The following is a 21,969-nucleotide window of genomic DNA, read 5'->3' as shown; positions in this document are numbered from 1 at the left end:
TTGTTTACAGGATTAGATCCGTCGCCTATAAACAAGGTCAGAAAATCAAATGAGCTGTACGGGCAAAATAGTTGAGCCGTAGAAGAAACTACTCCGTGTTTTGACGGTTGATCTTTGTACCATGAAAAACAGCACAAAAATTCAGTTGGGTCAACATGGCCCGTTCGTGTCTAAACTTGGTTTAGGTTGTATGCGAATGTCTTCTATCTGGGGCGGTTCGACACCTGACGAAACAGAAAGTATGGCTACTATCCAGGAAGCCCTAGATAATGGTATCAATTTTTTGAATACCGGCGACTTTTATGGGGCCGGTCATAATGAAATGCTGATCGGCAAAGCCATTAAAGGAAGACGCGATGATGCCTTCATCAGCGTAAAATTCGGTGCCATCTTTCACAACGGTCAGTGGTTGGGAATGGATCTGCGCCCCATCGCTATCAAGAATTTTATCAACTACTCGCTGACCCGTTTGGGTATTGACACCATCGACCTCTACCAGCCTAGCCGAATGGATGACAGCGTGCCAGTGGAAGACATCATCGGAACGGTTGCCGACCTGATTAAAGAAGGTAAAGTGCGTACCATTGGTGTATCGGAAATTACGGCTGACCAACTCCGTAAAGCGAACGACATTCACCCCATCAGCGCGCTGGAGATCGGCTATTCGCTGGCCGACCGGCAAATAGAAAGTGAACTACTGCCAACAGCCAGGGAATTAGGCATTGCTGTAGTGGCCTTCGCCAATACGGCTGAAGGCCTATTGACCGGTGACCTGAAAGCACCGCTCGCCGACAACGATTACCGTACCCATTTTTCTCGTTTTCAGGGTGAAAACTTACTTTATAACCTGAAAAAAGTCGACGTCTTAAAACAAGTAGCCAGTAATAAAGGGTACACGCCAACACAGGTTGCGATCGCCTGGGTGAAGGAGCAAGGCGATCATATTATGCCTTTAGTCAGCATGAGTCGTCGGTCGAGATTACCGGAAAATATCGCAGCGATGGATATTGTGTTTACGCCGGAAGAACTGAACATCCTGAACACTACGTTTGCTATAGGCGCTATAGGTGGCGGTACTTACTTACAACGTTAAATGACCAGTCCAGCCGAGATTCTTCCGGGCGTGATTTTTTATTCTTATCTCTCCGCTGAGCGAAAGGAGAAAGTATGCTTCTGGAACCACCATACCTTAATATTTCAGGTTTCGGGACAGTTTACCTTAGAAACCTCCGGACAAACCATTTCCATGACTGGAGGAGAAATGCTGCTGATCGGCAAAAATCAGCTGGGTACGCTCACCAAAACACCGCTGCCCGGCGGGAACTATGAGACAATCGTGATATCCCTGCAGGAAGACCTACTGCGTAAGATCGTATTAGAAGAAAAGCTCGAAGCAGACCGGAAATATATAGGACCACCTAATATCCTGATTCCTTCTAACGAATTCCTGCAGGGGTATTTTCAATCGATTGTTCCCTACGCCCGCAGCTCAGGAGCGGCCATGACCGATGAAATGGGCATCCTGAAAGTGAAAGAAGGCGTTAAATTACTACTCCTTGCCCTCCCGGGTCTTCGTAATTTTTTGTTTGACTTTTCAGAACCTTACAAAATCGACCTGGAAAAGTTCATGCTTAGTAACTTTCATTTCAACGTTCCCATTGAAAAGTTTGCGCAGCTTACCGGCCGCAGCCTGGCCGCCTTCAAACGCGATTTTCTGAAAACATTCGGTGCTCCGCCCCGTCACTGGCTGCAGGATAAACGGCTGACCGAAGCAAAACATCTTATTGAAACTAAACATCAGAAACCCTCGGCCATTTACCTCGACCTGGGGTTTGAAAGCCTGTCACACTTCTCCTATTCTTATAAGAAGAAGTTCGGCATGGCGCCTACTGCCCTACACTATGGTCTTTCTCCAAAGTGATTTACAAAATTTCAGAAAGCGCCTGTTTCGTAAGCCGATTGCCCAACCCTCAGCTATGCCCGAAAACATTAGCTGTAAGTGGCTCAAGCAGGATTTTTCAGTTAGCTTAGCTCCGCGGCCATCGGCTGGTTCAGTAAAGGCAGCAAAACCGTGAAATGTTCGTCCTGGTCCTGGACAAGTATGTCGGTTTGGGTTAGCATTCGGTATTTGGCAGCAATGTTAGCCAGCCCAACCCCATTGCTAACGCTACGTCCATTCTTACGCTGGAGGTTATTGCGTACCCGCAGTTGACCCGTTTCTGTCGTACTGATTTCAATGAGCAGCGGGCGATTGGGCATAACGATGTTGTGCTTAACAGCGTTCTCGACCAGCAGTTGCAATGTTAGGGGCGGCAGTGAACTGGCGAGATAATTTTCCGCTACGTTCATCTGCACGCTGAGTCCCGCGCCATGCCGCGTTTGTAGCAGGTGCACATACGACTCAATAAACTTTAGCTCCGTACAAAGCAAAATCAGTTCCCGGTCGTTGGCCTGGAGCAGGTAGCGGTACATTTTTGACAGCTCATCGACGAATTGACTGGCTTGCGGGGGCGATTCTTCAATCAGTGCCGACAGCGCATTGAGTGAGTTAAACAGGAAATGTGGATTCACCTGGCTCTTTAGCGAATTGAAACGGATCTGCCACTGGACTTTTACGAGTTCTTCTTTTTCCTGATACGTCTGTCTCCACTGCCGCAATACGTACCAGCCTTCATAGACGCTGACATACACAACGTAGTAAAACAATTGAATACCCAGCGACGTGATGTAATCGACAGAACCCAGCCACCAAGACTCCCGCGAACCCAGTAGCATGTGCAGACCAAATCGGGAGAAAACGGCCATGTTTACCAGCAAGGGCAGCAGCAGCAAGTACATAACCAGCCGCTTCTGCGTACGTTCCAGACCCGGCAACTGGCCCTGCACCCGTAGGGCAACCCCACGACCCAGTTGCCAGAAAAGAACACCCGCTACCAGTCCAACCAGCGTTGAATGGATAAGTGCAGTGGGCGTTGCGTTCAACCAGAAAGAAAGCCGGAAAAATATGTTCCCGAATAAAAACAGGCCGATGGGACCAAGCCAGCGCAAGCGGGAATCGTTGATACGTATCATGTCAGAACACAACCAAAATGGACGGAGGATGAACCAACAAAATGGACCGCTTCACGCGTATGGAAAAGGTGTACATAAAGAAGTAAGCACCAGGGTTTCAGTAGTAGCAAACTAACTAATAATCTCTTAACAGTCAAACTATTCCTTATCTAAAGGTGGCTCGATGAAGTAAACGGGCGATCTGATATGTATAAGACCCGGGAGGCTTGGAGTTCATAAAAAGCGCGGCTACGAATCATACTACTGAACCGAGTGAGTTACGTCGATACATGGACTGCGTCTAACGTCTATGTTCAATCGGTTTCAGTCGCTCATTCGTGATTACTTTGGCTTTTCACACAAAGAGTCGCGGGGTTTCATCGTCCTTATTTTCCTGACGCTTCTTTGTCTGCTCATTCCATTTGTATATCGGTATGGCGCCAGCCAAAAGCCCGCTGATACGTCGGCGGTCGACCAGCGAAAACTCGACAGTCTGGTGGCGCTGATGCAGGCCGAAGAAGCCAGACAACCCCGCTTTAGTGACCGTTCTGATAAGGAAAAAACGACCGCCGAACGATTCAGCGAACCCAAACTGTTCAATTTCGACCCAAATACAATTAGTGTGGCTAGCTGGCAGCAACTGGGTTTACCGAAATGGATGGCCGAGCGGATTGAAAAATACCGCAGCAAAGGCGGTCAGTTTCGAAAAAAAGAGGATTTGCTACGTATCTACGATTTCCCGTCCGACCTCTATGAGCAGCTTGAGCCCTACATTACCCTGAAAGAATCTTCCCCATCGGGGCCGTTCGGCAAAGACCGGTCTAGCACGGCGAAATCCTATAACAACGAGCCGTATAAACCCACCGAACGACCAGCCTATGCCGAACGTCCGACCAAACCAGCACTCCAACCGTTCGACATCAATACGGCCGATACCGCTCAATTGATTGCACTGAAAGGCATTGGCGCAACACTGGCCGGACGAATCGTTAAGTTCCGCGATGCGCTGGGTGGCTTTGTTTCCACGGACCAGTTCCGCGATATTTATGGACTGGATTCCCTCGCCCTTACCGAATTACAGACATTCGGCAAAATTCGGTCGGCAGTCCGCAAAATCCCGGTCAATACAGCCAGCGCCGACGAACTGGACCGTCACCCATTTCTGTCGCGTCGGCAGGCGCAGATCATCGTTACGTACCGCGAACAACACGGCGCTTACACCTCCGCGGAGTCATTGAAACCTATTAGAATACTGGATGCTAAAACTATTGAGAAGATTGCGCCGTACCTGGAATTTTAACGCGACTTGAGCAACGTAGCGGTAAATAGAGCCGATCATCTGCTTACGCTTATTTACACTTAATTACGTTGTAACTTCAACCAGATGACAAGTTCTATACGCCAGCTGTCGATTCTTTTCAGTTTCCTTACACTCTGTTTTTCACTGATAAGCAAAGCGCAACCTATCCAGTGGCCGAATGGCGCAAAAGCCGCTATTTGTCTGACCTACGACGATGGCATGAGCAGCCAGCTTGAGCAGGCAGTGCCCCTACTCACCTCGCTCCAACTGCCGGGAACGTTCTTCCTGAATTCTGTTGCCACCGCCCAAACAGCCGATCAATGGCGGGAAGCGGCCCGACACGGACACGAACTGGCGAACCATACGTTGTTTCATCCCTGCCTGGGGGCGAAAGGATGGAAACCAGCCTGGGCACTGGAGAATTACACATTTGATCGGATTCTGAAGGAAGTCCAGTCCATGAACACACAGTTATACCTGCTGGATGGGAAATCGACCAAACGCACGTTTGCCTTTCCCTGTACTGAAACAACAGCGGGTGGCGTTTCCTACGTCGATACACTACGTCAGTCGGGACTGGTGAGTTATGGCCGGATGGGTGGCTCTTCTACAGATGCGATCGTCACAAACTTCGCTACGCTGGATTCCCTCTTGGTACCTTCCTGGGCCGTTCAACCCACCAACACTGCCAATGATCTGATTGCCTATGCTGAGAAAGCCGCACAGCAAGGTGGTCTAGGCGTTTACATGTTTCATGGCGTTGGTAGCCAGTGGATTGCTGTGTCAGCTTCGGAACACAGAAAGCTCGTTGAGCATCTGGCCAAAAACAAAAAGACCTACTGGGTAACCACATTCCAGGAGGCCATGAGCTACGTTACCAAATGGCAAAAGAACCACCCGTCAGCGAGCATACGCAAATAGGGTTACTGGCGCGAGTGAACCGGATCGCCGGACTGACCCGCGCCAGAACCAACACTATCGTTTCGTCAGTAACACCACATTTTCGACATGATGCGTATGCGGAAACATGTCTACCGGCTGCACATTCATTACGGAATAGCCCTCGTCTAAAATACCCAAATCACGGGCCTGCGTAGCCGTATTGCAACTCACATACACGATACGCTCGGGGGCCGCGCTGAGCAGTTGGCGCGTTACGGCTTCGTCCATACCGGCGCGGGGCGGATCGGTAATGACTACCTCCGGGCGGCCGTGTTGATCGAAAAACCCATCGGTCAGAATATCTTTCATATCGCCCGCCACAAAGGTCGTATTCGTGATGCCGTTGACCTCGGCATTGACACGGGCGTCAGCCACCGATGCTTCGACGTACTCCACCCCTACTACGTGTTGCGCCTGTCGAGCCACAAACAAAGCAATGGTACCGGTGCCGGTGTACAGATCATAGACCCGTTCGCGACCCGTTAGTCCCGCCCATTCGCGGGCAACTTTGTACAGATTAAATGCCTGCTGGGCGTTGGTCTGGTAAAACGATTTAGGCCCGATACGGAATGTCAGGTCCTCCATCCGTTCTTCGATGTACGATTTTCCCGCCCAGTTTATAACCTCCTGATCCTGGTAGCTGTCGTTTTTCTTGGTGTTAATGATGTAGTTCAGCGACGTAATCTGCGGAAACGTAGCACGTAGGTGTGCCATCAGACCATTGAGCAGGTCGGGTTTGTCCTGCGCGACCTGCAACGTAACCATAACCTGCTGCGTAGTGTCAGCAGTACGGATAATGAGCGTCCGCAGATAACCCGTGTGCACTTTCAGGTTATACAACGTCATGTCATGCTGAAAAACATAGGCATCAACAGCCAGACGAATCGCGTTGGACGGATCGGGCTGAAGGTAACAATGATGAATGGGCAGCACCTTATCGAACCGGCCCGGCACATGAAAACCCACGGCCCTCGGGTCGATCAACTGATCCGAACTTACCTCCAACGACGTCTTCCAGCGGCCTTCGGCACAGGTAAACTCCAGCTTATTCCGGTAATATTGCGTAGGGTGTGCAGCCAGAATCGGCAGAATAGTCGGCAACGCTACTTTACCGATACGCGTCAGGTGATCAACCACCTGCTGGTGTTTGAAACCCAGTTGCTCGGGATACTGAATATGCTGCCATTTGCAGCCTCCGCAGGTGCCAAAGTGCTCACAGAAAGGCTCTGTCCGCACCGGCGACCACTCATGAACGCGCTCGGCAACGGCTTCGCGGTATTGCTTTTTGGTATTCGTAATGCGCAGATCCACTACGTCGCCCGGCGCAACCCCTGGCCCACCCGTAGGATTTTCAACGAAAATAACGCCCTCTTCGGTACGCACAATGCACTTTCCCTCGGCGGCCACTGCATCGATTCGGACGCCTGCCAACCGTTCGGGTGTTTTATGAATCTTCCTACGCATATAGTCCTGAAAAACTGCTAATTTAAGCATCCGTTTTCGGACGGACTCAATACCGAACCGTTTCTGTGTATGTTAAACTTGTACCGTACATCCTGGCTTTACTTTATTTTGACTAGTTTCCTACTGGTTGTGAGCCATTTATCCCAGGCGACTCACATTGTAGGGGGTGAACTTGAACTCCGTTACCTGGGCACCCAGAGTGCTTATACGCACCGAATCAACCTTAATCTTTACTTCGACGATTACAATGGTGATGCTGGTGCCGACGACGGCCTCGTAACCGTTGGTATTTTCGCCAAACGCACCAATCAGTTTATCGGCTACATACCCTTAAATCGACTCAGCAGCGAATACGTACCGTACACACGACCAGCCTGCGCCAATCCAACGCTGCGGACGCGGCTGATCCGACACAGTGTTGACCTGACGCTCGATCCGAACGTATTCAACGATGCGGGTGGTTATTATATGTCCTGGGAACGATGCTGCCGAAATGGGGCAATCGCTAACATCAACAATCCCGGATCAGCCGGTTCAACGTTCTATCTCGAATTTCCGGCCATCACCAACGGCCAGACGCGGGTTAACAACTCCTCGCCGGTATTCGCCATTCCCAAAGGCGATTATGCCTGCATCGGTCAGCCATTTACCCTTGATTTCAGCGCAAAAGACGCCGATGGGGATAGCCTGACCTATACGCTGGTAACGCCTTATAACGGGTACAGTTCAATGGGCGTCCCAAATCCAGGCGCGCTCAATCGACCAACACCGCCAACGTTCGCATCAGGGCCCTATCCACCTGTTCGCTGGATTAATGGCATTTCCGTCGCCAACGAAATTCCGGGAAGGGTTCCGTTACGGGTAAACGCCACCACGGGATTGCTTACCGTGACGCCCGATCGGGCAGGTCTGTTTGTATTTTCAGTGGAAGTAGGCGAGTATCGGAATAAACGATTGATTGGCCTCGTTCGACGCGACTATCAGGTACTGGTTACGGATTGTCAGAATAACAACGCTCCTCAACTTCTCTTTCGCCCGGCGGGTCAGAATTCGTTTTATAAAGAAGGAAACGTAGTGACCATTGCCGAGAAAGACACGAACTGCCTGAGTTTATACGTAACGGATATTAACCCCAATCAACGTATTACCATCACAAATATGAGTGGCTCCATACCCGGCCTGACCATCGGGCCCGGTGATTTGCAGACCCGCACCAGCCACGATACGCTACAAGCCAGCTTCTGTTTCGGCCGATGTGTGGGGGACGGCAAACCCTTCACGTTGATGATCCGGGCCACGGACGACGGCTGCCCGCAGGGGCTTACGGATACGCTCAGCATCCAGTTAAACATCATTCCGTCGGCCAACAACAAACCCAAAGCCAGCACGGATCTGTTCAACAATCTGGCGAAGGTGACGGTAGGATCGTCGTTGACATTCAACGCTTTTGGCACCGATATGGACAACGATAACGTAACGATTCAGGCCGTTGGGCGCGGCTTTACACTCGCGCAGGCAGGCATGAGTTTTACGTCGGGCGCGGGCGTAGGAAAAGTATCAGGCCCGTTCGTCTGGAAACCCACCTGTACGCAGGCTACGCAAACGTCCTATCTGGTCGATTTTATTGTGACCGACACGCGCTGCAACCGCAATCTGCGCGATACAGTTACGGTAAATCTGGCGGCCATCGGAATACCCAGTCAACCACCCACGATTAAAACAACCCTTGCTCAGCAAGTAGTCGAGTTAACCGTTAGCCCCAGCGACTCGACGGGTCACACTACGTTCGATGTGCTGGGTAATGATCCCGACCGCGACACGCTCCGGTTAACGGGTGTTGGACGCGGTTTCGATGTAAAGGCCGCGGGCATGGAATTCAATAGCAAAACGGGTTTGCCAACCCTTGCGTCATTGTTTAACTGGAAACCAACCTGCGAGTTGATGGCTGGACGAACCGACACTACGTTCGTGGTCGATTTCGTGGTGGATGACCGCTCCTGCCAGCCCAAACATACCGACACGACCACCGTTACGTTCCACGTTAAGAACCCGGAGGTAAACAACGAAATTAAAGTACCGAATGTGTTTACGCCCAATGGAGACGGCCTGAATGACTACTTCGCGGTGAAAGACATGCCCGAAAATTCCTGCGCCGAACAGTTTAAATCGGTGGATATTACGAACCGATGGGGCCAGCCGATCTACAAATCGACCGACCCGAATTTCCGATGGTATGGCAACAACTCCCCCGCAGGAACGTACTATTACCTCATTTTAACCACTAGCCGAACGTTCAAAGGGCCCGTAACGATAATGAGGTAAAAAGATGGCGTAGAGGGCGTAAGGCGTAGCACACCTTCTTTCCTATCTTTGTAGCTTCATTATGAAAGATAAAATAGTTCTCATAACCGGTGCTTCATCGGGTATTGGTCGGGCATTGGCCTTTTCGTTCGGGCGCGAGGGCGCCAGCATTGTTATCTGTGCCCGTAAAGCCGAAGCACTTCAAACTGTCAGTCACGAATTACGTCAGGCTGGCATTACTGTTCTCTCCCTGACAGCCGATGTGAGCGTTGAGCAGGACGTCAAACAGCTGATCGATCAAACCATTGCCCATTTCGGCCGACTCGATATTCTGATTAATAATGCGGGAATTTCCATGCGCTCCATGCTGATTGACACCGATCCGGCTGTCATCCAGAAAGTGATGGACATTAACTTCATGGGAACGGTTTATGCAACACATTACGCCCTGCCCTACATTCAGCAGTCGAAAGGATCGATCGTTGGTATTTCGTCCATTGCGGGCTACCGGGGCCTGCCGGTGCGAAGTGGTTATTCGGCTTCAAAATTTGCGATGAACGGTTTTCTGGAAGCGGTTCGGACGGAGTTGCTGCATACGGGCGTACACGTACTGACAGCCTGTCCGGGGTTCACAGCCTCCAATATTCGTGTTTCGGCACTGGATGCACATGGGCAGGCAAAAGGCGAAACCATGCGCGATGAGTCTTCGATGATGAGTGCGGAAGAGTGCGCCGACCATATTCTAAAGGCCGTGAAAAGTCGCAAGCGCGAACTTATTCTGACCGGTCAGGGGAAATTTACCGTCTTCATGAATAAATGGTTGCCTGGCCTGATGGATACTCTGGTTTACAATACGTTGGCTAAAGAGAAGGATTCACCGTTGAAGAGTCGATAGTTGTTAGTCGTCAACGTCAGTTACTAACGACTATTGACTAATTACTGACGACTAAATAATCCACACATTATCCCGCCGGATGAAGTAAAGTTCATTGTGCCAGAGCACACGGAGGTAGATGTCTTTGGTGCCCAGAATATTGACCTTATGCCCTCGTCCAATGACATCGACTACGGGCGCAGCGGCCGATGGATCAGTACGTAGCAACACGCGATCATGACTCGTAATACCTGACTGCACCCCTTCGGGCAGATTCGTAAAAATTAGTAGTAGAAACAAATACACGAATACAATCCACTTCTGCCGTCCCGGTACTTCTTCCTTCCGAAGCCGCTTAATCAGTAGTACGCTGAACACATACAGGGCCGGAATCAGTAGGAAAATCAGGAAATAGATGCCGTATTTGCGGTAGAAAAGGTAGAAGTAATTAAGATCATCCGTTTCGTAGCCGCTGAGATTATTGGCGCGGGCAATGTCGTTCATTCGACGTAGCACCGCATCGTCGGGATGGCGCTCGAAATAAACATCCAGGTAGTACAGCAATCGTGCAACGTCGCTTTGCTGTTCGTAGGCACTGGCTAACTTCAATAACATCGGATCAGTGGCGGTATGTCCCTCGGCTAAGGCCATTTCATACAAGCGTGTTGCATTTACCTGATCCCCAGCGGCAAACAACGAATCGGCTCGCCGAAGTGAATCGACAGACACGATCTGACCCAGCGCGCTGAACGACAGAAAACAAAAAAATAGGCTTTTTTTAAGACGAATGGCTTGCAACGGATTAAATAAGGCCATAATTTTGCACCACAATTTACAACAACCCCTAAATGGCTCCTATTCACATAGGAAAAACTGTTTAGAGGATCTGGTAGCTCAGCTGGTAGAGCAATACACTTTTAATGTATGGGTCCTGGGTTCGAATCCCAGCCGGATCACAGAAATCACAAAAAAAGCCGCTACGTAGCGGCTTTTTTCATTTTAGCCGTTTTTAGAACGGCAGGTCATTACTTTCTTCGTCGAAAGCGGAGTTAAACGACGCAGCAACGGGCTGGCTTTGTTGAGCCGGGCGAGCCTGTTGTGCAGGTGCAGATCGGGGTGCAGCGGGTGCAGAGCCACCGTCACCTTCGGCTAGTTCAATACGGAAAGCACGAAGTTCGGTATACCAGCGTTCGTTGTATTCACGCGACTCAGCACTGAACGTAGCTTTAAGCGTATCGCCATCTGCAAACTGTTTCAGATCAGCTACTTTGTCTCCCCAGGCGGTCAGGCATACTTTTTTAGGATATGAAGCATCGAGTGTTTCAATAACAAATTCCTGCTTGCTCCAGGGACCTTTTTGGCTTTGTCCCGATACTTCGGGTAGAACTTTTATGAGTTTTCCGACTAATTCCAGTGCCATACTACTTGGACTTTTAAACGTGATTTAAAAGGATAAATGTACGAAATTCTGTCCATTTTTGGGGTATTTCAGCGCAAAAAAGCAAAAGTTTCCCAGCTTGGTTTGGACAAATATGGCAGGATTCCTATCTTTGCACCCGCTATTACGAATTGGCCATGTGGTGAAATTGGTAGACACGCCATCTTGAGGGGGTGGTGCTGCAAGGCTTGGGAGTTCGAATCTCCCCATGGTCACATAATCTCTTAAAAACTAAGCACTTACCTATTCAAGTAAGTGCTTTTTTATTTGTCAGTTGTATTACTGGTTGAAACTAGTTAGTTTCTGTCCTGTAATGTCGCCTTTATTAGGCCAGCCTTAATGATCATTAGCAATCCAGTCAGTAATTAAGTACGTTTGACAGCGGAACGTAGTAAGTTACTACATGGATTTAGTCTGGCTGAGCGAATGATACAGAAAACACCCATCTTTCAAGACCAGATTGACCTGTTGGTTGCTCATCTCTACCTACGACGGGAGTCCATTCTTAATCACTGGCGTACTGTATGTGCTACTGATCCCTTATTGAGCACCCGGACCAGCTTTTCCCGGGAGGAATTCCACGATCAGATACCGGTCATCCTCAACATTCTGGCCCAACGCCTGGAACGAAAAAAAACCGAAAGTGATCCTGTTCAACAGGCGGGTCAACATGGCTTGCACCGCTGGCAACGAGGCTACTCCCTGCGCGAACTCCTGACCGAACTGGACCTGCTCTACAAGGTCCTGCTAGAGGAGTTCCAGGTCTACATCGAACTACACCCCGATATATCACCCGATGCCGTCGCTGAAGTGCACCGTCAACTCTACCAGATCAGCCGTGACACCTATATGGGCAGCGTGATGTACTACGATGACTTACGCCAAACCAATGCGGCCGAACAGGCTAATAACCTGCAACAGGCGCTGGATAGCCTCAACGAACTGGGCGAGCAACGTAGTAAGCAGTTGCAAATGACCTCTCATGACCTGCGGGCGAATTTTGGCGTGCTGATGGGGGCTACCCAGTTGCTTCAGCTACCTCATACGAAAGTCGAACAGGCTACCTTTCTTGATATGCTTAATCGTAACCTGCTCTCCATCCGGGATATGTTGATGCAGTTAACCGATTTTGCCCGGATAGAGGCCGGCTATGAACAAGTCGATGTCAAGGCGTTCGATGTGGCAGTTCTGTTGGCGGATCTGGTTGCCCAGGCCCAGCCCGCGGCACAAGCCCGGCATATAGAGCTGAAAGCCGAAGGACCCAACCCGCTGGCAATTAAAAGTGATCGGGTCAAGATTCAGCGGATTGTGCAGAACCTGCTGATCAACGCCCTTTCGTATACCGCTTCCGGTTCGGTGTATGTATCCTGGGCTCAGGAGAACGATACCCGTTGGCTCCTGAGTATTCAGGATTCGGGGCCGGGTTTGAGCAGTGGCCCCGCTGCTTTGTTAGCCAACCAGTTACGGCCCTTAGCCCAATTGACCAGTGCCCATCAACCCGAAGGCCCGCCTGAGTACCCTAGTGGGCAAGTGCCGGTCACTAAGACGAAAAAAGAGGGGGACGGCCTGGGCTTATTTATTGTCAAGCGCTTTTGTGAGCTTTTAAAGGCCAGCATGGATATTGAAACGGCTGTAGGTCAGGGGACTCTGATTCGGATTCGGTTCTTGATCGATCAATCCCAGTAAACTGTCCACCGATTTATCGATAAGCGCAGTTACTCAACTGTTTTGACCGTATGGTGGAGTAAGTGACCAAAGACAACTAGCGAAAAAAAGCCTTGTCAGCAAGCTACACGCCACTTCAGTTATACTTTGTTCTGGCTCCTACACGTATTTGTCTGATTGACGCTAACTTTCGCATTCGGACCGTCAATTCTCATGTATTTTTGTGGCCATGTATTGTCGCCAACTCATTTCGCGAGGTCGTTGGGTATAGGTTTGATTTTATTGGCTTTGTTATTCTACTGTCGATAAAGTAATGGCAGGTAAAAAATAACTGATATGTTTGACTTTTTATCGGACTGGATCACTAAAGGGGAGTCGAGCGGCTATAGTCCTGAGGAACTGGCCACGCACACCCGGTACATGCATTATTACGCAGCTGGGATCGCTTTATGTGTAGCACTGTTATGGGCGCAATACAGAGAAGTAAGAAAGCAGGATATGAAATAAAAAGATGGAGGATCAGGAAAAAGAACCAGATGCAGATACGCTAGTAAAAGTGATCCTGCGCATCATTGGCTTTGGGGTTGCCCTGGCCGCGCTGGTGTATGGCATGCTAGTATATAAGGGGACATTATAAAAAACTAGCCAATCGTCCGACCAGCTAGTTCGATTTCGCTGACTAATTCTGCCAAAACGTCAACCAGAAATGGACTGGCATTCCAGGTTTAGTACGTTACTCGTTCTCAATATTCATGGTCACCGCGGCAATGACCGTATTCATGACTGTATTTAAATCCCCATCGGTAAAAGGACCTTTGACTTCCTGATGATACCAGGTAATCAATTCATTGGTGGCGGCTAACCGAACGTCTTCGCTGGTGGCAGTTTCCCCTAGTTCGGTCTGTGCTTTTTTGTAGATCTCGATACCTTTCGGCACTAAAGCATTTTGTTGATCATCTGGCTGGAATTGGTCTTTTTCTGAATTGTGTGGTTCCATAATCAGGTTCGGTTTGATAAATCAATCTGTATGAGTCGGATAGGCATTACACTACGTTGAGGGTGATTACTCAGGCTCATTCTCATATACTTCATACCGGACCTAAATGTTTAGATGGCACTGATTAGCAGTAGGCTTATGAGTTGAAACCTTAGATCTAAGCTTGAATCAGGAGGTTGTTTAACCTATATGGGAAATAGGTATTTCTGTTTCATGGCCCAATCGGGATTGTTTATATCCTTCTCTTCCATAATCAGCCATACCTGTTTACCGGATGTTAATGATAGGAAAAAGATGACAAAAAAAGAATGCGTTACAAGCGCTACTTGCCTGAGTAGTAGCCGTTTTATTTCTTAGCCTTATGGGTATGGGCACAGGTAACGAAAATTAAACGTGCTTGCTACGTTAATTACAACACCCGGCCCTGCATAAGGCCGGGTGTTTTGGCAAATCAGACCTTTTTTTCTTTGTGCTCGTATTGACTGGTGGCCAGATTCATAACCTCATCAAGTTCAGTTTCCCCCAGATTAAATCGATCCATTATGACCGCCCGAATGCTATCCAGGTCCTCGTTCGCCTTTAGTTTGACAAGGGCAAATTCAACGGCTGGTTCATAAGTAGATCCGCCCGTCTGCTCATTATTAGTTGGTTCCATGTGATTTGTAAATTGATGTAAAAAGGGAATAACCTAGTTTGTTCATGAAGTGTTAAAAACAGTTTGTCAGTCCATGCCGTTATGTCTATCTAACGCCTGTATCCGTTTAAAATAGCACCCCTTCTACCCTGATAGCTGACGGACGGCTATCTTGATTTAGGCACTACCTGCTGGAGCAGCTGCTAACCGGGAGCCAATACGCTGTCGCTCCACTCAGTTGCGTTGGCAATGGGAAGTGGTTAGCGGACTTTCACTACGACCCTGCCCGTTGACAGTTGAAAGTTGATCCGTTACGTTCGTGACTTTGGCAATACCCAATAAGTATCCAGGGAACGTTAAGACGCCTAAATCGTCCGTCATGACCAGAGCACTCCGTTGCTGTCGGCTGGCTCAATCCCGCTTTTCATAAGCGATCCGGGCTACTTCATGGCTAATAACATTATCACAACAGGATGCTACTCGTGGATATGCAGAAGCTGGCAGGCTGCGGAGGCTTTTTGTTTTAGTACCGCTAAGGCCTGCTCTTTATCGTCATCGGTCAACGCGTCAATGAAGCCCACATATTCAGTTGTCTGGGCCTCTTTTATTAGAATAGCGGCCTTTCGATACGTATCATTCTCCTCTTGAACAGGACTGGTGAGCTGGTGGATGTGCTCTCCAAGAAGCTTAAGCTTGTCTTTAATCACTTCTGGACTATCGAACTTAAGCGTCAACAGTGCTTTGTATTCAGTTAATATCTTTCGTTTAATTTGTTTGTTGTCCATATCCAGAAAAAGGGCAAAATGATCCCTCGTCTGTTAACTCGTGGACCAGGCTAATTGTTGACTATGGCACGCGTAACAAGCGGGTCCACTACGTTATCCATGGATGTTTATCGGGATAGCGTGATTAACATCATCAACGCACTGTTGGGAATTTGTCCGGTAAAACACCAGAGGTCCAAATCAGTGGTACGTAACTTGATTAATATACTGGAAGAATCAACGGTGATGCCGTAAATAAGTGTTGCTAGAGATTCCAGACAATCCCTTTTTAATCGCTAGTTTGCATTTAGAAAAACGATACCTGAATGTTAAAGTTAAAGATTATCAGTGCAACAACCCGGCCCGGACGGAAAGGCCCCCTTGTTGCGGCCTGGCTAACGGCCATTGCCAAAAACTACCCTGACTTCGAGGTCGAGCTACTGGACTTGGGCGAAATCAACTTACCCATGATGGATGAACCCCTTCATCCCCGACTCCGGAAATACCAGCACGAACATACCCGAAAATGGAGTGCTACCATCGAGGAAGCTGATGCCTTTGTCATTGTAACGGCCGAATACAACTTTGGGATGCCAGCGCCCCTCAAGAACGCGCTGGATTACTTATTTCAGGAATGGGCGTATAAGCCCGTTGGCATCGTCAGTTATGGGGGTGTTTCGGGTGGCACACGGGGCGTTCAGATGCTGAAACAAGTGCTTACTACGCTGAAAATGGTCCCGTTGACGGAGTCTGTCACATTAGCTTTCTTTGAGCAATATATTGATGATGAAGGCATTTTCAACGCTAGTGAAGCGTCCGGGAAAGCGGCTGACATCATGTTACATGAACTGATACGTTGGACAGCCGCCCTAAAGTCATTGCGGGGTAACTGATAAATAGAAGTCCTACCACCATTCTTTGAACGCTAAAAAACACAAGCATGAATCGTCTTCAGGATAAAGTAGCCTTCATTACCGGAGGAAGCAGTGGGATCGGCCTGGCAACGGCTAAAGAATTTCTGGCGCAGGGAGCCACGGTGATCATTACCGGCCGCAATCAGGAAACGCTGGATCGTGTTACGACGGACTTGGGCGACAGGGCTTTTGGACTGGTCTGGGATGCCAGTGACTCAACCGATGCGGCTGAAGTTACGGGGTTCATTGAATCCAATTTTCCCGCTATCGATGTTATTTTTATCAATGCAGGCGTCGCCAAGTTTGGTACGTTCGAGCAAATGACACCCGAAATCTTTGATGAAAGCATCCGTACCAATGTCAAGGGCGCCTACTTCACCATTCAGGCGCTGGTGCCGTTCATGAACCGGGGCGGGTCTATTGTGTTGAACACGTCTATCAACGCACATATCGGTGCGCCTGGTGCCAGTGTTTACGCTGCGACAAAAGCGGCCTTGCTGTCAATGGCCAGAAACCTGTCGGTTGAACTGATTGAACGTAACATCCGCGTCAACGCTGTCAGCCCAGGCCCCATATTTACCCCCTTGCATACGGCGGCTAAACTGGGATTGTCGGAGAAAGAAGTAGAGGACATGAATCAGGGCATTATCGAGAAAATCCCACTCCATCGCTTTGGTCGACCTGAAGAAATTGCCAAGGTCGTGCTATTCTTTGCTTCCGACGATTCATCGTTCGTTGTCGGTGCCGAACTGATTGTCGATGGTGGTATGACGTTGTGAGAAGATGAGGAGAAGGTTACCCCATCGACCTCGCCTTAGCATTAGGCGATTCAGTCTGATGGTTTTGCAACCATTCGCTCAACAACTCAACTCTTAACCGGCTTCAAGACGATTTCTCCAGAATTTCTGGAATAATCAGGGGTAATCCAAATCGGCTGGAGGGTCCGTATATGAAGTATTTTCTGGCTATTGAGTCTTACTGGAAAAAGTTAAACAAGCTGCTGCTCCCCTAACCTATCTACGCCTATGGATACCCCACCGCCAGACCGAAGAAACTTTCTCAAAACGGCGCTAGCCAGTCTACCCTTGGCGACAGTTGGCGAAACACCCGCTATCCAGCAAGTTTTAACTAGCCCGGAAAAAAGTCGGACAAGCCATCTCCGGTTGAGCTGTAACCTCTATTCGTTCAATGAACCGCTCATGAACGGCCAGATGACCCTCGAACAGGTACTGACCTTTTGTGCCGAACTTGGTTTCAACGCTGTTGACCCGACTGCTTATTATTTCCCCAACTACCCGACCGTACCCGATGATAGCTACCTCTATCAAATCAAGCGGAGAGCGTTTCGGCTCGGCCTCGACATTAGTGGAACCGGCGTACGCAACGATTTTACCCTTCCCAACCTCGACCGCCGGAAAGCCGAGATTGAGTTGGTCAAAAAGTGGACGGACGTAGCTGCCCGTTTGGGCGCACCCGTTATTCGGGTCTTCGCCGGTACGGGTAAAGAATTACCGGTTGGTTATAACCGGGAGGAGGTCACTACGTGGGTAGTCGATGCGATTCGTGACTGTTCAGAATATGCAGCCAAACGGGGCGTTATGATTGTGGTACAGAATCATGCCGATTTCATTCAAACGGCCGATCATGTTCTGGAAATCGTGCGTCGGGTACATTCGGACTGGCTGGCGGTCAACCTGGATATTGGGAGCTTTAAACTAGGCGATCCCTACCCACAGATTGCCAGTGTAGCACCCCATGCGGCTACCTGGCAGATCAAAGAAAATCTGTTTGTCAACGGACAGGAAGTGCCCACGGATTTGACCAAAATCATGCGAATCGTACGCGAATCGGGTTACCGGGGCTATCTGCCTATCGAAACACTGGGCAGAGGAGACCCGAAGGTGAAGGTTCCTGCCTTCTACGAAAAAGTAAAAAAAGCACTGGAGGCTATTGATTAGAAAAAGTAAGCAGGAGCGTATTTTTTTTGTATCGAACGCTTACTCAGCCGATGACGGAAATTTTTGATAACATTCGAAAGCTGTACAGATTCCACGTTCCAGACAACGAACTGACGGATTATATCGAATTTTTCTCCGAATCATCGGCCCAGGAGACGTATCACTACGTAGCAGATAATCGGTTTACAATCAGAATGTTCCCCAGCTGGACACCCACATTTTACATAAATCTGGGTGAACCCTATCAGTTAACCGTCGGACCTACTCACTACTGGATTGAAAAGAGTACGGACGTACTCATCCTGAGAAATAACATTGTTGAACGGCATAACCTGCCAACGGATCATATATTCACCGTCAAGTTTTTTCCGGGTGGACTGGAAGCCATCCTGGGCATCAATCAGGTTCAACTGGTCGATCAGGTCGTCAACTTAAACACCGTTTTACCGGCAATGCTGATTCGTAGTCTAAAACAACTGACTGATTTTAAGGAACGTATCGAACTCCTCCAGAATTTCTTTTTGAGTCAATTTAACACCAGAAAAAAAACCGATCATTACCGACAATTGGTGACCAGTACGATCGGCACATTTGATTCCAGCGGCTTGGCACTGAATACGGACCAGTTGGCCGAGCGTATGTTTTTAACCTCCAAAACGATCAATCGATATTTTCATCGGGTTATTGGAACGCCCCCTAAAAAGTACTTCACTACGTTACGGGCCAGAACGGCCCTGCTCAATTACGTTGCCAATAAAGATCGATTCACACCCGACGACTACGGCTACTACGATATGAGCCATTTTTATAAAGATGTCGTCAAGTTTACGGGCAGGAAATTAAGCGAAAACGGCGCGTAAGAATGTCCGTTTTTTACTAAAATCTCTGTCAGGAACCCCGTTGCTTTGTCGAAAATTACGTCTTACGATGAACAAATTTTCGCCGTCGCTATTACTGGTTTCTCTCCTTCACGTCACGTTGGCGCAGGGTCAGCCGGGAGTGATACGTACCCTTGAGCCTTGCGCCTGTCCCGTTCAGGTGGATACCAGCTTCCGCACCCGTTGCGCCTACCTGATCGTGCCCGAAAACCGAACAAAGAAGAATGGGAAAACTATTAAGCTCCCCTTTGTTCTTGTCGAAAGCAAGAACCCGAATAAGAAGAAAGATCCGCTGCTGTTCACGGGTGGTGGACCCGGAGGTAGTTCACTGGGTTGGGCACGGGGAGCGGCCCGGAGTCCACTTATCAATGATCGGGATTGTATTGCGTTTGAGCAACGAGGCACCCGATACGCTTTGCCCAATGTATGGGGACCAGAACTGGATGATGCGATCAAAGAATCCTACCGAAAAAACTTAAATAAGGATAGCATGATGGTGGTTGGCACCAGGCGCTATAAAAAAGCGCTGGAAACGCGGGGCATTGATCTTTCCGACTATAATACCGACGAAACCGTAGCCGACATTCACGATCTGCTGGCCACATTAAAGATTGATTCGATCAACCTGTCGGGAATTTCGTATAGTGGAGGGCTCATGCTGGCCGTACTCCAGAAAGATCCTTCCCGAATCCGATCCCTGATTCTGGACTCGCCCCTCCCGACGTTCATTCCGATTGATGAAGATGAGCCAGCTAATTTCCACGAAGCGCTGACCATTTTATTCGGGCATGTCGAAAAAGACTCGACGAATAAAGCACTCTACGGAAATTTAAAAGAAAATTTTCAACGCTATTTTTCCGCCATCGGCGATACGAAATTTCACATTCCCTATCTGGAGAAGGGCACTACTGATACGGTACGTATTCAATACACCCGACGAGATTTATTGGGCTATCTCGTTAACGCTCCGATGAAAGATATCCCTTTTATAATCACCGAAATGATTAAAGGAAACCATTATGGCTACATCAAACAAGTGCTGGATCATATTTTCGAAAATAGCGCTCCGTCGGGCATGCGGATATCGGTGTATTGCGCGGATCAGACGGCCTATCACAAGGAGAAAATCAGCCAACAGCTCTACGACGCTTACCCATATCTGAAGGGGTATCACATCAATGATGTATACCGGGAAATGTGCGATTGCTGGAACGTACCACCCATAAAACCGGAAACCAAACAACCGGTTTACTCCACTAAACCGGCCTTACTGGCCGATGGCGAGCTGGATAACGCCTGCCGACCTCTCTATATCGACATGATCCATCACTACATGCCCAATAGCCAGCGGTTGCTGTTTCGGAAGCGCGCACACGGGGTTGGCGGAGATGACATGACCCGTTTTATGCAGTTGTTCCTGGATAACCCCTACCAGAAAATAGAATCGAACAAGGTTGACATTGTTGCTTATTAAACGAGCGTGTAAACTGGCCTGAAGATTAGTTATAATCGGCTTATACTACTTAACGGAGCGGTTTATCCCAGCGGAATGAATCACTCCGTTAAGTTTACGTATTGTCGAGACATCCACACGCTATTTTGACCCTGAGCAGGGAGTTATTGAAAGCAAGTCAAACGGGCAGAAATAAGGAGAGATGAACACTTACCTAATTAAATTTGGGTTTAATTAGGTACTTTTAACTCACTGTCTGTTTTCCAGTTACGTATAGCACTACCCATAAGTGACAGCTCAATTGTGAACCTGACCAATGACTATTTTCAGAACGAAGACGCTTTCTTTAGTTGCACTGCTCCTGCTGAGTTATCTGATCAGTTGTAATCCAACCGATGGCCCATCGGCCACATCCTCAGAAGCGCAGTTGTATGTTCAGGAGGTAATCAATTACATGCAAACCCATTCAATCAATCGAAAAAACCTTAATTGGACGACATTCAAACAGCAGGTAACGACAAAAGCCCAGGGTGCCCAAAGCATTGCCGATACGTACCCCGCCATTAAGATGGCGCTGACCTTACTAGGCGATAATCAGAGCGCTTATACTACGTCAGACGGTACCATTATTAGAGGTATTACTTCGTTAACCTGCACCGATACCCCCCCAACAGATGTCACAACACATCCCGCCATCGGGTATATTAAAGTCACTGGCTTTACGGGATCTGGCGCTGAAGCGACCACATTTGCTCAATCGATTCAGAGCAGCATCAAACAGAGAGATTCAGACTTTATTCGCGGCTGGATCGTTGATTTACGGGGTAATTCGGGGGGCAATATGTGGCCCATGCTGGCGGGTATTGGACCCATCTTAGGCGAAGGAACTGTGGGTTATTTTATTGATCCAGAAGGCGCTACGTCTTCCTGGTCTTACCAGAAAGGCGTTGCCAGACTGGAACAGGCAGAACTCGTAAAAGTCGACAATCCTTACACGCTACTCACGGCTTCGCCCAAGGTTGCCGTGTTAACCGATCGGGCCACGGCCAGTTCAGGAGAAGCCATCGCCATTGCATTTAAAGGCCGACCCGCTACCCGTAGTTTTGGCGTCAATACCTGCGGAGTGGCTACAGCCAACATTGATACGGTGCTCAGCGACGGCGCCCGGTTAACGTTAACGCAATCTACAATGGCCGATCGGAGCAAACGCCTTTACATTACTTCTGTTCAACCCGATGAGGTTTTGGTCGGTGCCGCAGCCGTGGATAAAGCCATGAGTTGGCTTCTTCAGTAGTCATCAGGGTAGTAAGCAACACCGGGTTTTAACCCGGTGTTG

Annotated in this window: 23 protein-coding genes and 2 tRNA genes; 18 read left to right on the top strand and 7 right to left on the bottom strand. The window is 49.0% G+C overall.

Features of this window, described 5'->3' with window-relative positions; genetic code table 11:
• Nucleotides 1-121 precede the first annotated feature (121 nt).
• Together BM202_RS20170 and BM202_RS20165 are read left to right on the top strand one after the other, a co-directional pair.
• Nucleotides 122-1,093, top strand: a complete 972-nt coding sequence (locus BM202_RS20170) for an aldo/keto reductase (RefSeq protein ID WP_093829449.1) — start codon at nt 122-124, stop codon at nt 1,091-1,093.
• Nucleotides 1,094-1,921, top strand: a complete 828-nt coding sequence (locus tag BM202_RS20165; protein ID WP_093829447.1) for a helix-turn-helix domain-containing protein — start codon at nt 1,094-1,096, stop codon at nt 1,919-1,921.
• Between the two features lie 101 nt (nt 1,922-2,022).
• Here BM202_RS20165 and BM202_RS20160 read toward each other — a convergent pair whose 3' ends face one another.
• Entirely contained in the window at nt 2,023-3,072 is a 1,050-nt protein-coding gene (locus BM202_RS20160) for a sensor histidine kinase (protein ID WP_093829445.1), read from the bottom strand.
• Between the two features lie 289 nt (nt 3,073-3,361).
• Here BM202_RS20160 and BM202_RS20155 point away from each other — a divergent pair, with 289 nt between their 5' ends.
• Nucleotides 3,362-4,351, top strand: a complete 990-nt coding sequence (locus BM202_RS20155; RefSeq protein ID WP_093829443.1) for a ComEA family DNA-binding protein — start codon at nt 3,362-3,364, stop codon at nt 4,349-4,351.
• 84 nt (nt 4,352-4,435) lie between these two features.
• Nucleotides 4,436-5,272, top strand: a complete 837-nt coding sequence (locus BM202_RS20150) for a polysaccharide deacetylase family protein (protein ID WP_093829441.1) — start codon at nt 4,436-4,438, stop codon at nt 5,270-5,272.
• Nucleotides 5,273-5,326: 54 nt separating this feature from the next.
• Here BM202_RS20150 and rlmD read toward each other — a convergent pair whose 3' ends face one another.
• Nucleotides 5,327-6,757, bottom strand: a complete 1,431-nt coding sequence (rlmD, locus tag BM202_RS20145) for a 23S rRNA (uracil(1939)-C(5))-methyltransferase RlmD (RefSeq protein ID WP_093829754.1) — start codon at nt 6,755-6,757, stop codon at nt 5,327-5,329.
• Between the two features lie 69 nt (nt 6,758-6,826).
• On the opposite strand from rlmD, the gene BM202_RS20140 reads away from it, so the two are divergent.
• Nucleotides 6,827-9,079, top strand: coding sequence for a T9SS type B sorting domain-containing protein (locus tag BM202_RS20140; protein ID WP_093829439.1), 2,253 nt, complete (start codon nt 6,827-6,829; stop codon nt 9,077-9,079).
• A 61-nt stretch (nt 9,080-9,140) separates the two neighbouring features.
• Nucleotides 9,141-9,953: an SDR family oxidoreductase gene (locus BM202_RS20135; protein WP_093829437.1), complete on the top strand. Its 813-nt coding sequence runs from the start codon at nt 9,141-9,143 to the stop codon at nt 9,951-9,953.
• 51 nt (nt 9,954-10,004) lie between these two features.
• Here the strand turns inward: BM202_RS20135 and BM202_RS20130 are convergent, their stop codons facing one another.
• Nucleotides 10,005-10,748, bottom strand: coding sequence for a tetratricopeptide repeat protein (locus BM202_RS20130; protein ID WP_093829435.1), 744 nt, complete (start codon nt 10,746-10,748; stop codon nt 10,005-10,007).
• A gap of 67 nt (nt 10,749-10,815) precedes the next feature.
• Here BM202_RS20130 and BM202_RS20125 point away from each other — a divergent pair.
• A tRNA-Lys gene (locus tag BM202_RS20125) sits at nt 10,816-10,888 on the top strand.
• Between the two features lie 53 nt (nt 10,889-10,941).
• Here the strand turns inward: BM202_RS20125 and BM202_RS20120 are convergent.
• Complete coding sequence (locus BM202_RS20120) at nt 10,942-11,352, bottom strand: DUF3127 domain-containing protein (protein ID WP_093829433.1); 411 nt, start codon at nt 11,350-11,352, stop codon at nt 10,942-10,944.
• Nucleotides 11,353-11,503: 151 nt separating this feature from the next.
• On the opposite strand from BM202_RS20120, the gene BM202_RS20115 reads away from it, so the two are divergent.
• From BM202_RS20115 to BM202_RS38755, 4 genes are all read left to right on the top strand, one after another.
• A tRNA-Leu gene (locus BM202_RS20115) sits at nt 11,504-11,585 on the top strand.
• Between the two features lie 211 nt (nt 11,586-11,796).
• Nucleotides 11,797-13,056 carry a sensor histidine kinase gene (locus BM202_RS20110; RefSeq protein ID WP_093829431.1) on the top strand — a complete coding sequence of 420 codons (1,260 nt, stop codon included), beginning with the start codon at nt 11,797-11,799 and terminating at the stop codon, nt 13,054-13,056.
• A gap of 315 nt (nt 13,057-13,371) precedes the next feature.
• Nucleotides 13,372-13,542, top strand: a complete 171-nt coding sequence (locus tag BM202_RS37310) for a hypothetical protein (RefSeq protein WP_177236634.1) — start codon at nt 13,372-13,374, stop codon at nt 13,540-13,542.
• A gap of 4 nt (nt 13,543-13,546) precedes the next feature.
• Nucleotides 13,547-13,672, top strand: a complete 126-nt coding sequence (locus BM202_RS38755; RefSeq protein WP_262507700.1) for a hypothetical protein — start codon at nt 13,547-13,549, stop codon at nt 13,670-13,672.
• Nucleotides 13,673-13,768: 96 nt separating this feature from the next.
• Here BM202_RS38755 and BM202_RS20105 read toward each other — a convergent pair whose 3' ends face one another.
• The 3 genes from BM202_RS20105 to BM202_RS20095 form a co-directional block, all read right to left on the bottom strand.
• Nucleotides 13,769-14,032 (bottom strand): hypothetical protein, encoded by a 264-nt coding sequence (locus BM202_RS20105; RefSeq protein WP_093829429.1) that lies wholly within the window; start codon nt 14,030-14,032, stop codon nt 13,769-13,771.
• A gap of 451 nt (nt 14,033-14,483) precedes the next feature.
• Complete coding sequence (locus BM202_RS20100) at nt 14,484-14,687, bottom strand: hypothetical protein (protein ID WP_093829427.1); 204 nt, start codon at nt 14,685-14,687, stop codon at nt 14,484-14,486.
• A gap of 455 nt (nt 14,688-15,142) precedes the next feature.
• On the bottom strand, nt 15,143-15,451 hold the full coding sequence (locus BM202_RS20095) for a hypothetical protein (RefSeq protein ID WP_093829425.1): 309 nt from the start codon (nt 15,449-15,451) through the stop codon (nt 15,143-15,145).
• Nucleotides 15,452-15,514: 63 nt separating this feature from the next.
• On the opposite strand from BM202_RS20095, the gene BM202_RS37305 reads away from it, so the two are divergent.
• The 7 genes from BM202_RS37305 to BM202_RS20065 all read left to right on the top strand — a co-directional run bounded on the left by BM202_RS37305 (nt 15,515) and on the right by BM202_RS20065 (nt 21,927).
• Nucleotides 15,515-15,685, top strand: a complete 171-nt coding sequence (locus BM202_RS37305; protein WP_177236633.1) for a hypothetical protein — start codon at nt 15,515-15,517, stop codon at nt 15,683-15,685.
• Nucleotides 15,686-15,756: 71 nt separating this feature from the next.
• On the top strand, nt 15,757-16,323 hold the full coding sequence (locus tag BM202_RS20090) for an NADPH-dependent FMN reductase (RefSeq protein WP_093829423.1): 567 nt from the start codon (nt 15,757-15,759) through the stop codon (nt 16,321-16,323).
• Between the two features lie 47 nt (nt 16,324-16,370).
• Entirely contained in the window at nt 16,371-17,123 is a 753-nt protein-coding gene (locus BM202_RS20085; RefSeq protein ID WP_093829421.1) for an SDR family oxidoreductase, read from the top strand.
• A gap of 246 nt (nt 17,124-17,369) precedes the next feature.
• Complete coding sequence (locus BM202_RS20080) at nt 17,370-18,302, top strand: sugar phosphate isomerase/epimerase family protein (RefSeq protein WP_093829420.1); 933 nt, start codon at nt 17,370-17,372, stop codon at nt 18,300-18,302.
• 50 nt (nt 18,303-18,352) lie between these two features.
• Complete coding sequence (locus tag BM202_RS20075) at nt 18,353-19,162, top strand: helix-turn-helix domain-containing protein (protein ID WP_093829418.1); 810 nt, start codon at nt 18,353-18,355, stop codon at nt 19,160-19,162.
• A gap of 67 nt (nt 19,163-19,229) precedes the next feature.
• A complete protein-coding gene (locus BM202_RS20070; RefSeq protein WP_093829416.1) occupies nt 19,230-20,654 on the top strand; it encodes an alpha/beta fold hydrolase in 1,425 nt (474 codons plus the stop codon).
• A 295-nt stretch (nt 20,655-20,949) separates the two neighbouring features.
• Nucleotides 20,950-21,927 (top strand): S41 family peptidase, encoded by a 978-nt coding sequence (locus tag BM202_RS20065; protein WP_093829414.1) that lies wholly within the window; start codon nt 20,950-20,952, stop codon nt 21,925-21,927.
• Nucleotides 21,928-21,969: the final 42 nt, after the last annotated feature.

The organism is Spirosoma endophyticum, assembly GCF_900112365.1.
Classification (GTDB): domain Bacteria; phylum Bacteroidota; class Bacteroidia; order Cytophagales; family Spirosomataceae; genus Spirosoma; species Spirosoma endophyticum.
Note: the sequence above shows the minus strand (reverse complement) of the source record. Positions and strands in the feature narration are given on the sequence as shown.